The organism is Sphingomonas sp. CCH5-D11 (genome assembly GCF_001557395.1).
In the GTDB taxonomy this organism is placed as follows: Bacteria; Pseudomonadota; Alphaproteobacteria; order Sphingomonadales; family Sphingomonadaceae; genus Sphingomonas.
The window spans coordinates 58,301-69,156 of the sequence record NZ_LSKH01000186.1; the positions used below are offsets into that span (position 1 = coordinate 58,301).

A 10,856-nucleotide genomic window follows, 5' to 3' on the forward strand; every position below is an offset into this window, starting at 1 on the left:
GGCATGATCCTGGAGCTGGCTTAACGTGCCCCGGTCAGATCACGTCGTCGCTGATGCGCCGCTCGCGCTCCACTCGTCCGGCATTGCCATGGCAAGCGCCGCGACGTGCATCGCCTGGACGATGCCGCCCGTTCGGGCGATCGCCATAGCCTCTTTCACGGGAAGCGCGATCAGGCGCAGCCGCTCGGTCGGCTCGTCCTTGGGTTTCGCCATCTGCCGAACGCCCCTGGCGAGCAGGGCGTAGCAGCGGTTGGACTGATTGGCCGGGTTCGGCGCCAGCGTTGCGACAAGCGTCCACTCGCCGCCACCATAGCCCGTTTCCTCCAGCAGCTCGCGCTGCCCGGCGGCGATCGGGTCGGCATCGTCGGGATCGACGGCACCGGTCGGCAGCTCGCGACTCGTGATGCCCCAGCCATGCCGATACTGGTCGACCAGCAGCAGCCGATCGCCTTCATCGACGGCGATCACGATCGCCCAGTCGGGATGTTCGGTGACGAAAAAGGGCGCAATCCGCACGCCCTCTTCGGTCACGCAATCGTCCGCGCGCACCCGCAGCCACGGATCATCGATCACGCGCCGGGAGGATTCGACCCGCCAGGGCGGCAGGTCGCCCTCCGATTGCTCAGACAAGCCGGCTCTGCTTGACGGCGGCGCCGATGAAGCTGGCGAACAGCGGGTGCGGATCGAACGGCTTGGACTTCAGTTCGGGGTGAAACTGTACGCCGACGAACCACGGATGATCGGGCCGCTCCACGATTTCCGGCAGCGTTCCGTCGGGTGACATGCCCGAGAAGACGAGCCCGCCCTTCTCCAGCGCTTCCTTGTACCCGGTATTCACTTCGTAGCGGTGACGGTGACGTTCATGGATCGTCGTGTCGCCATAGATCGAGGCAACCACGCTGTTGCCGTCCAGCTTAGCCTCATAGGCGCCAAGCCGCATGGTCCCGCCCAGATCGCCTTCCGCCTCGCGCTTCTCCAGCCCGTCGCGACCCATCCATTCGGTGATCAGGCCGACAACCGGCTCCGGCGTGGGGCCGAACTCGGTCGACGAGGCATTCTCGATGCCAGCGAGATCACGCGCACCCTCGACGCACGCCATCTGCATACCAAAGCAGATGCCGAAATAGGGGATCTCCCGCTCACGCGCGAAACGGACGCTGGCGATCTTGCCTTCCGCGCCCCGCTCGCCGAACGCACCCGGTACCAGGATTGCGTCGCACGGTTCGAGCTGCGCCGCGATCTCCGCATCGTCATTCTCGAACAGCTCGGCGTCGATCCAGCGGATGTTGACCTTCACCTTGTTGGCGATGCCGCCATGGACCAACGCTTCGTTGAGCGACTTGTAGGCGTCCTGCAGGCCGACATATTTGCCCACCACGCCGACCGTCACTTCACCTTCCGGGTTGGTCAGGCGATCGACGATCTGCTCCCAGCGGGTGAGATCCGGCGGCGAGGACGGAGTGATTCCGAATGCGCGCAGCACTTCCGAATCGAGCCCCTCGCCATGATATTGCAGCGGCACGGCATAGATGCTCTTCGCATCCAGCGCGGGGATGACCGCGGTCTCGGGCACGTTGCAGAACAGCGCGATCTTGGCGCGTTCGGACGGCGGAAGCGGCTGTTCGCAGCGGCAGACGAGAACGTCAGGCTGCACGCCCAGCGCCGCCAGCTCGCGCACGGAATGCTGCGTCGGCTTGGTCTTCAGCTCGCCAGCGGCGGCGATATAGGGCACCAGCGTCACGTGCACGCTGATCGCATTGCCGCGGCCGACTTCGTTCTTCAGCTGCCGGATCGCTTCGATAAAGGGCAGCGATTCGATGTCGCCCACCGTTCCGCCGATCTCGCACAGCACGAAATCCAGGTCGTCGGTCTGGTCACGGGCGAATGCCTTGATGGCGTCCGTCACGTGCGGAATCACCTGCACCGTCGCGCCCAGATAATCGCCGCGCCGTTCGCGCTGAATGATCTGCTGATAGATCCGGCCCGACGTGACATTGTCGCTCTGCCGCGCCGCGACGCCGGTGAAGCGTTCATAATGGCCCAGGTCGAGATCCGTCTCCGCCCCGTCGTCGGTCACGTAGACTTCGCCATGCTGGTACGGGCTCATCGTGCCCGGATCGACGTTCAGATAAGGATCGAACTTGCGGATTCGCACGCGATATCCGCGTGCTTGCAGGAGAGCCGCGAGGCTCGCCGCCATGAGACCCTTGCCAAGCGAGGAGACCACGCCGCCGGTGATGAAAATGAACCGCGCCATGGGAATATCGGATTACCCTCGAACAAGCATGATAGACAAGCGCCCGCGTACACGCGGGCGCAACGAAACCGGCGAACCGGAGTGAATTAACGGGCGAGCGGAACGCCGTTGTCGGCCGGCACGGTCTGGTTCGCCGCTGCTGTAGCTGCCGCCGCCTCCGCACCGGAAAGTGCCGCGTCATCGGCCTGCGGCTGCGGCGCCGTCTGGCTCACCGGCGCCGTGCGCTCCAGCGAGGTGTCGACATTGGTGCCCCCGCGCGTCGCCGCCAACACGGCCAGCGCGATGGACAGGACAACGAAGAGTCCGGCAAGCACGGAAGTCGCGCGCGTCAGGAAATCGGCGGCGCCGCGCGCCGACATCAGGCCGGAAGGGCTGCCGCTGCTGGTCAGGCCGCCGCCTTCCGACCGCTGCATCAGGATCACCGTAACGAGTGCGGCTGCGATGATCGCCTGAACGACGAGAAGGAAGGTGAACATGCTGGACCCGATATGATGCCGACCCTGCCGGCGGATGCGCGCACATAGGGCGCAGCGGCCCGGCGATCAACCATTGGTCGATTTCGTGACAGTACTGAAACCAGCCGGGCAGGTGGACGTTATCTGACGCGAATGGCACGCATCAGCGGCCGTGTTTTCCGGATGACGCATCGTGGCAAGCTTGGCGAATTCCGATCTGAGTTCATGGATGAACACCCTGGTGGACTATGTCCGCTCGGGGGAGCCAGATCTCACCAATCGGCAAATGGCATTGTTGCTGGTGGTTTATCTGAAACCGGGGCCCCATACGGTGCGCGGCCTGGCCCGCATATTGAACGTTTCCAAGCCGGTCGTGACACGCGCCTTGAACAGACTTGGTGCGCTCGGCTATCTGCGCCGCCAACGCGATGATAGCGACAAGCGCAACATCTTCGTCGCGCGCACTTCCGAAGGGGCAAATTTTCTTGAGGAGTTCGGCCAGTTTCTCGGCGACGGCGACCAGCCCGTCCCCGCTCGTGCCACCGCATAAGACGTTCGCGCTTGTCGGAAGATCGCGCGTGCTTGATCCAACGCGTCATGCGGTACGCGGCGACCTAGCAGACGTCCGCCTCGCCGATCAGGTATTCGCGCCGCATTACGCCGCCCCCCTGTCCCGCACCGTTGCGGCTGCCGCGCCCATGCACGCGACCGGCGCTGCCAATTCAGACGTATTGGCAACCCTGTCACCCGGCGACTTGTTCGAGCTTCTCGATGTCACAGGCGAGCTGGCCTGGGGCGTCGCGCCGGCAACAGGCCTGGTCGGTTACGTCCGGGCAGACGCACTTCGTGTTGATGGCACCGCGAAGCTCGGAGACAAGGCATGAAGGCCGGCATCTTCATCGACGGCGCGGCGGGCACCACCGGGCTGGAAATTCGCGAGCGGCTGGAACAGCGCACGGACCTGGCGTTGGTGACGCTGCCGGAAGAGAAAAGGAAGGACGCCGACGCTCGGCGCGATGCCATCAACGCCGCCGATGTCGTCATTCTTTGCCTTCCCGATGATGCCGCGCGTGAGGCCGTGGCGCTGATCGACAATCCGGGGACCCGCGTGATCGATGCGTCCAGCGCGTTCCGCGTCGCGGATGGCTGGACCTATGGCTTTCCCGAACTCGGCTTCGACGTCGCGGGGGCCACGCGCGTGTCGAACCCGGGCTGCTATCCCACGGGCTTTCTGGCGCTGGTGGCACCGCTTGTTCGCGCCGGCGTGCTGCCCGCCGACTGGCCCTTCACCGTCAATGCCGTGTCCGGTTATTCCGGTGGCGGCAAGGCGCTGATCGCCCGATTTGACGAGCAGCCTGATCTTGCCTTCCGCGGGTATGGCTATTCGCTGGGCCACAAGCATGTGCCGGAAATGCAGCGCCACGCCGGATTGGTTCACCCGCCCCTGTTCGCGCCATCCGTCACTCGGGCGTTCCGCGGCATGATCGTTGAGGTGCCCGTTCCGCTCGCCGCCTTGCCGACCGCGCCCACGCGCGCGGCGATGCTGGACGTGCTGCACGCCACGTTCGATACGGCATCCTTGGTCACCGTTCACGATGACCAGCCGGACGAACTGATCATGAGCGCCCACGCCGCGCCCAACGATCGCCTCGACCTGTGGGTCTTTGCCGATCCCGATGGCCGCCAGGCGCGTCTGGTTGCGATGCTGGACAACCTTGGCAAGGGCGCGTCCGGGGCTGCGGTGCAGAACCTGAACCTGATGATCGGCGCCGATCCACTCGCCGGTCTGGTCTACTGACCGGGCAAACGACGTGATCCGCCGGCTTCGATAGCCGCAGCGACAAGCCAGAAGGAGGAGCCCCCATGCAGCGCAATCCCGTGGGCAAATTACTGTTGTTCGGCGCGACGGGCGATCTGGCCCAGCGCATGTTGCTGCCTTCGCTCTACGGGCTTCATGCCGACAAGCTGCTGCCGGACGGACTGACCATCACTGGCACCGCCCGGTCCGACCATGACGACGAAAGCTTTCGTGCCTTCGCGAAGGATGCGCTGGAAGAGTTTCTCCCCAAGGACCGCAAGGATCCGGATGCGATCCAGTCCTTCCTGGCACGCCTTCAATACCAGTCGCTCGATGCGACTACGCTGGAAGGCTATGACGCGCTCGCCGCGAAGGTCGGGGATGTCTCCGGCGGGCTGGCTATCTTCCTCTCCACCGCGCCATCTTTGTTTGAACAGGTGATCCGCGGGCTGGAAAGTGCGGGTCTGGCCGGTGAGACGGTGCGCATCGGGCTGGAAAAGCCGCTCGGCTACGATCTCGCCTCCAGCCGCGAGATCAACGATTGTGTCGCCACCGCCTTTCCGGAGGACCGCACTTTCCGCATCGATCACTATCTCGGCAAGGAGACGGTGCAGAACATTCTCGCGCTGCGCTTCGGCAACTCCTTCTTCGAGCCGGTGTGGAATGCGCAGGGGATCGACAATGTCCAGATCACCGTCAGCGAGACGGTCGGGCTGGAGGATCGCGCAGGCTATTACGATGGGGCGGGCGCGCTCCGTGACATGGTGGCAAACCATATCCTGCAGCTCGTCGCGCTGATCGCGATGGAGCCGCCGGCGCGCTATGACGTGACCGAGATCCGCGACGAGAAGGCCAAGGTTTTCCGCTCGCTGCGCCAGCTGAAGCCGGAGGAAGTGCCGCAGAACAGCGTGATCGGCCAATATGTCGGCGGCGCGGTGAAGGGTGAGATCGTCAAGGGCTATGACGAGGAACTCGGCAAGGATTCGAACACCGAAACCTTCGTGGCACTGAAGGCGCATGTCGACAATTGGCGCTGGCAGGGCGTGCCCTTCTACCTGCGCACGGGCAAGCGGATGCCGACCCGTCGCAGCGAGATCGCGATCCAGTTCAAGCCGGTGCCGCACTCCATGTTCTCGGGGCGTGGCGGATTGCTGCAGCCCAACATGCTGGTGATCCGCCTCCAGCCCGAGGAATATATCCAGCTGCTGGTGATGGCGAAGGAGCCGGGCCTTGATCGTGAGGGCATACGCCTGCGCGAAGTGCCGCTGAACCTCAGCCTGGACGCCGAATTTGCCGGGAAGCGCCGCCGCATCGCCTATGAGCGCCTGCTGCTGGACCTTATCGAGGGCGATCAGACGTTGTTCGTCCGCCGCGATGAGGTGGAGGCGCAATGGACCTGGATCGACGCCATCCGCGAAGGCTGGAAGGCGAACGATATGAAGCCGAAGCATTACAGCGCCGGCACCTGGGGTCCGGCCGCCTCGATCGCGTTGACCGAGCGCGATGGCGTGACCTGGCAGGACGATTGATGGTCTCCCTCTCCCCGCTGGCGGGGAGAGGGTGGCCGACCCCGGCGAAAGCCGGGGGAGGTCGGGAGAGGAGCAGTGTCGGAGCGCCACGCTCGTAACTGCCCCTCTCCCCGACCCTCTCCCCGCAAGCGGGCAGAGGGAGAAAGGAAATGGAATGAGCGACGAAATCGAGTGGTGGGAATATGATGACGCGGCGGAAATGGCGGAGGCTGTCGCCGGCGATGTGCAGTTCATCATCGAAAGCGCGATTGATGCGCGCGGCGCTGCGGTTATCGCACTGCCGGGCGGCAAGACCCCTGTGCCAATCTATCAGAAGCTTGCCGGTGCGAAGCTTGACTGGAAGCGCGTGACGATCCTGCCGACCGATGAGCGCATCGTGCCGCTCGGCGATCCGCTCAGCAACGTCACGATGATCGGCAAGACCTTCATTCCCAAGGGCGCGCGCGTCATCCCGATCGTCCCGCAGGCGACCGCCGACTACAAGGCTGCCGGCCGCTCGGCGGACGCGCTGATGCAGGACCTGCACTGGCCGCTCGACCTCTGCTTGCTCGGTGTCGGTGGCGACGGCCATACCGCATCGATCTTCCCCGGCCCGGATTTTGACGAGGCGCTGAACGGCCCACGCGAACGCCGCGCGCTCGGCGTCATGCCGGAGCCGCTGCCCGAGGAAGCGCCCGTCCCCCGCGTCACGCTGTCGCGCGCCGGTATCATCTCGGCCAAGGCGCTGATGATCGCCGTCACCGGCGCGAAGAAGCGCAAGGTGCTGGAAGACGCCATCGCCCAGGGTGCCGGATCGCCATATCCGATCGGCCGCGTCCTGGCCGATGCCGAATTGCCGGTGGATATTCACTGGGCGGAGTGACCTAGCCGATCTGTGTCTCCCCTCCCCGTTCGAGCTGAGCCTGTCGAAGCCCGTGTCGGAACACGCCCTTCGACAAGCTCAGGGCGAACGGAGTAGAGTATCCTTATGCCGTTGCACTCTGTCGTCTCCGCCGTCACCGATCGCGTCATCGCTCGCTCGCGCGAGGGCCGCACGCGCTACCTCGACCTGCTAACCCGGGAGCGGGACCAGTGGATTGGCCGCCCGATGCTCGGCTGCGCGAACCTCGCGCACGCTTATGCCGGTACGGAGGAGGACCGCCCTGCGATGAAGGCAGGAGGCGGCATGAACATCGGCATCGTCACCGCCTATAACGACATGCTCTCCGCCCATGCGGTCTATTATCGTTACCCCGAACAGATGAAGGTCTGGGCGCGCGAGGTCGGCGCGACCGCGCAGGTCGCAGGCGGCGTGCCGGCGATGTGCGACGGCGTGACGCAGGGCTATGCGGGAATGGAGCTGTCGCTGTTCAGTCGCGACACGATCGCCCTCGCCACTGCCATTGCGCTCAGCCACGGCACGTTTGAAGGCGCTTTGCTGCTCGGCATCTGCGACAAGATCGTTCCCGGTCTCCTCATGGGGGCGCTCCGCTTCGGCCACCTCCCCATGCTGCTGGTGCCTGGCGGCCCGATGCCTTCGGGCCTGTCGAACAAGGCCAAGGCCGCCGTGCGCGAGCGCTACGCCACCGGCGACGCGGACCGGGAGGAGCTGCTCGACAGCGAGATCGCCGCCTATCACACGCAGGGCACCTGCACCTTCTTTGGCACCGCCAACACCAACCAGATGATGATGGAGGTGATGGGGCTCCACGTTCCCAACGCCGCCTTCGTCAATCCGGGTACGAAGCTTCGTCAGGCACTGACCCGCGCCGCCGTTCACCGCGTCGCCGAGCTTGGCTGGCGCGGTAACGACTATCGCCCGATCGGCCATTGCGTGGACGAGCGCGCGATCGTGAACGCGGCCGTCGGCTTGCTCGCGACCGGCGGCTCGACCAACCATTTGCTTCACCTCCCCGCCATCGCCCGCGCCGCTGGGATCATCATCGACTGGGAGGATCTCGATCGCCTCTCCAGCGCCGTGCCGCTCATCGCGCGTGTCTATCCCAATGGCGCCGCCGACGTGAACGGCTTCGAGGAAGCAGGCGGCATGGCGTTCGTCATCCGCGAGTTGATCGCGAGCGGGCACCTCCATGGCGACATCCTCACCGCCGGCAGCCAGTCGCTCACCGATGCCGCGGCGAAGCCGACGCTTGATGGCGACGCCCTCGTCTGGCGCGATCCCGGCCCGAGCGGCGACGACACGATCCTGCGCACCCCCGCCGATCCCTTCTCACCCGATGGCGGCATGCGCATCCTTGCCGGCAACATCGGCCGCGCCTGCATCAAGGTTTCCGCGGTCGAGCAGGACCGCTGGATCGTGGAGGCTCCTGCCGCGGTCTTCTCCGACCAGGCAGAGGTGCTTGCGGCATTCCAGGCCGGTGAACTCGATCGCGACGTGGTCGTCGTAGTCCGCTTCCAGGGCCCACGTGCCAACGGCATGCCGGAGCTGCACAAGCTCACCCCGCCGCTCGGCGTGCTGCAGAACAAGGGCTTTCGCGTCGCGCTCGTCACCGACGGCCGCATGTCCGGCGCGTCGGGCAAGGTGCCGGCGGCGATCCACGTCTCGCCCGAGGCGCTCGGTGGTGGGCCGATCGGCCTGATCCGCGATGGCGACCTCATCCGCGTCGATGCGGAGGCCGGCACGCTAGAGGCACTGGTCGACGCGGGTGTATGGGCCGCGCGCGCACCCGCCGACGCACCGCCAACCGCCGACGGCTTCGGCCGCGAGCTGTTCGGCATGTTCCGCGGTCTCGCCGACGAGGCGGAACGCGGCGCAAGCGCGGTGCTGGCAGGCGCTGGATTGTAGAGAAGCGAAAGCCCTCTTCCCTGCCGGGGAGGAGGGTTGGGAGAGGGGCGATGCAAGCCTCTGAACGCATGGGCCGGATGCGAGGGGCTGCCCCTCTCCCCGGCCCTCTCCCCTGATGGGGAAGGGGAGTAAAAGATGGAAGTCGTATCAGTAGACATCGGCGGCACGCACGCCCGCTTTGCCATTGCGGAGGTCGAGAACGGCCGCGTCGTCTCGCTCGGCGAGCCGGTCACGCTCAAGACGGCCGAGCATGCCAGCCTGCAAACCGCGTGGCAGGCGTTCGAGAAGAAGCTCGATCGACCCGTTCCTAAGGCGGCTGCCATCGCGGTCGCCTCGCCGATCACCGGCGATGTCATCCGCTTGACCAACAATCCCTGGGTGATCCGCCCATCGCTCATTCCCGAGCGCTTGGGGGCGGAGACTTACACGATCATCAACGACTTCGGCGCCATCGGCCACGCCGTCGCACAATTGCCGGAGAGCGATTTCGACCATCTCTGCGGCCCGGACACGCCGATCCCGGCAAAGGGCGTGACCACCATTTGTGGTCCCGGCACCGGGCTCGGCGTCGCTCAGGTGTTCAAGACCAACGGCAGCTATCACGTCCTCCCCACGGAGGGCGGGCACGTCGATTACGCGCCGCTTGATCCCATCGAAGACGCGATCCTGAAGCGCCTCCGCCGCACCTTCACCCGCGTCTCGACTGAGCGGATCTGCGCTGGCCCGGGTATCGTCGCCATCTATGAAACGCTGGCCGAGATGGAGGGCCGTTCCGTTCCGACCCGCGAGGACAAGGCGATCTGGACCGAGGCGCTGGAGGGCACGGACTCGATCGCGCTCGCCGCGCTCGATCGCTTCTGCCTCGCGCTTGGCGCGACCGCGGGCGATCTCGCGCTGGCGCATGGCGCCAACGGCGTGGTGATCGCCGGTGGTCTCGGACTGCGCATCAAGGACAAGCTGATCCGTTCCGGCTTCGACCAGCGCTTCGTCGCCAAGGGCCGCTTCCAGTCGATGATGGCCGGCATTCCGGTCAAGCTCATCACCCACCCGCAGCCGGGCCTCTTCGGCGCCGCCGCTGCCTTCGCCCAGGAGCATACGGCATGACCACCATCGCCGACATCATGCGGACCAGCCCGGTCATCCCCGTACTCGTCATCGATGACGTGGCCAGCGCCCGCCCAGTGGCGGAGGCGTTGGTCGCCGGCGGGCTGCGCGTTCTTGAAGTCACCCTGCGCACCCCTGCCGCCCTCGACGCCATACGCGAGATGAAAAAGGTCCCCGGCGCGATCGTTGGCGCGGGCACGGTCGTCTCCGGCGAGCAGTTCAGTCAGGTCATGGACGCGGGCGCCGAGTTCATCGTGTCGCCCGGCCTTACGGAGCGACTGGCCGAGCCCATCATTGCCAGCGGCGTACCGTTTCTTCCCGGTGTCGCCACGGCGGGCGACATCATGCGCGGCCTTGATCTGGGGCTCACCCACTTCAAGTTCTTCCCCGCCGAAACCTCCGGCGGGCTGAAGGCGCTGAAGGCGCTCGCCGCGCCCTTCCACCAATGCCGCTTCTGCCCCACTGGCGGGATCACCGAGGCAAGCGCGCCCGACTGGCTGGCCTTCGCACCGGTGCTGTGCGTCGGCGGGAGCTGGGTCGCGGGCGGTACGCCGACGGCGATCGAGGCCAAGGCGCGAGCAGCGGCGGCGCTGCGGGCGTAAGAAGACCCTCCGTCATCCCGGCCTCGCGCCGGGATCCATGGCGCTGCGGGCGCTGACGCGCGATCGTCGACCAACGACCGCCGCACGATGGATCCCGGATCAAGTGCGGGACGACAAGGTGATCAAAGCAACGTCAATCAAATACGTCATGCCGGGCTGGTCCCGGCATCCAGTCCTCCGAATACCCGAAGGTGTAGGAGACGCGGTACCCTGGATGCCGGGACGAGCCCGGCATGACGTAGCGCCAGAAGCCTACTCCGCCGCCTCGCTCGTGATCAGCTTGGTCAGCGGCCGCGCGCCTTGTTCGCTCACCGGCGGCGCCTCGA

11 protein-coding genes are annotated in these 10,856 nt (G+C 65.9%); 8 read left to right on the forward strand and 3 right to left on the reverse strand.

The features are described 5' to 3' along the window. Positions 1–39: 39 nt before the first annotated feature. The 3 genes from AX702_RS11725 to secG all read right to left on the reverse strand — a co-directional run bounded on the left by AX702_RS11725 (position 40) and on the right by secG (position 2,733). The gene (locus tag AX702_RS11725) at positions 40–630 is read right to left on the reverse strand and encodes an NUDIX hydrolase (RefSeq protein ID WP_066779751.1); all 591 of its coding nucleotides are present in this window, start codon (positions 628–630) and stop codon (positions 40–42) included. Further along, positions 623–2,257, reverse strand: coding sequence for a CTP synthase (locus AX702_RS11730; RefSeq protein WP_066779752.1), 1,635 nt, complete (start codon positions 2,255–2,257; stop codon positions 623–625). Before AX702_RS11730 ends, AX702_RS11725 begins: the two co-directional genes overlap by 8 nt. 86 nt (positions 2,258–2,343) lie before the next feature. Beyond that, on the reverse strand, positions 2,344–2,733 hold the full coding sequence (secG, locus tag AX702_RS11735) for a preprotein translocase subunit SecG (protein WP_066779754.1): 390 nt from the start codon (positions 2,731–2,733) through the stop codon (positions 2,344–2,346). Between the two features lie 208 nt (positions 2,734–2,941). Here secG and AX702_RS11740 point away from each other — a divergent pair, with 208 nt between their 5' ends. The 8 genes from AX702_RS11740 to eda all read left to right on the forward strand — a co-directional run bounded on the left by AX702_RS11740 (position 2,942) and on the right by eda (position 10,530). Next, positions 2,942–3,262: a MarR family transcriptional regulator gene (locus AX702_RS11740; RefSeq protein ID WP_066779756.1), complete on the forward strand. Its 321-nt coding sequence runs from the start codon at positions 2,942–2,944 to the stop codon at positions 3,260–3,262. A gap of 28 nt (positions 3,263–3,290) precedes the next feature. Then, the gene (locus AX702_RS11745; protein WP_066779758.1) at positions 3,291–3,596 is read left to right on the forward strand and encodes a hypothetical protein; all 306 of its coding nucleotides are present in this window, start codon (positions 3,291–3,293) and stop codon (positions 3,594–3,596) included. Further along, positions 3,593–4,510, forward strand: a complete 918-nt coding sequence (gene argC / locus AX702_RS11750) for an N-acetyl-gamma-glutamyl-phosphate reductase (protein WP_066779759.1) — start codon at positions 3,593–3,595, stop codon at positions 4,508–4,510. The genes AX702_RS11745 and argC overlap by 4 nt, the downstream gene beginning before the upstream one ends. 65 nt (positions 4,511–4,575) lie before the next feature. Beyond that, positions 4,576–6,039 (forward strand): glucose-6-phosphate dehydrogenase, encoded by a 1,464-nt coding sequence (zwf, locus tag AX702_RS11755; protein ID WP_066779760.1) that lies wholly within the window; start codon positions 4,576–4,578, stop codon positions 6,037–6,039. Positions 6,040–6,193: 154 nt separating this feature from the next. Continuing rightward, positions 6,194–6,901: a 6-phosphogluconolactonase gene (gene pgl / locus AX702_RS11760; RefSeq protein WP_066779762.1), complete on the forward strand. Its 708-nt coding sequence runs from the start codon at positions 6,194–6,196 to the stop codon at positions 6,899–6,901. A gap of 105 nt (positions 6,902–7,006) precedes the next feature. Then, positions 7,007–8,824, forward strand: a complete 1,818-nt coding sequence (gene edd / locus AX702_RS11765; protein ID WP_066779764.1) for a phosphogluconate dehydratase — start codon at positions 7,007–7,009, stop codon at positions 8,822–8,824. A gap of 135 nt (positions 8,825–8,959) precedes the next feature. Further along, positions 8,960–9,928: a glucokinase gene (glk, locus tag AX702_RS11770; RefSeq protein ID WP_066779766.1), complete on the forward strand. Its 969-nt coding sequence runs from the start codon at positions 8,960–8,962 to the stop codon at positions 9,926–9,928. After that, positions 9,925–10,530: a bifunctional 4-hydroxy-2-oxoglutarate aldolase/2-dehydro-3-deoxy-phosphogluconate aldolase gene (gene eda, locus AX702_RS11775; RefSeq protein WP_066779768.1), complete on the forward strand. Its 606-nt coding sequence runs from the start codon at positions 9,925–9,927 to the stop codon at positions 10,528–10,530. The genes glk and eda overlap by 4 nt, the downstream gene beginning before the upstream one ends. Positions 10,531–10,856: the final 326 nt, after the last annotated feature.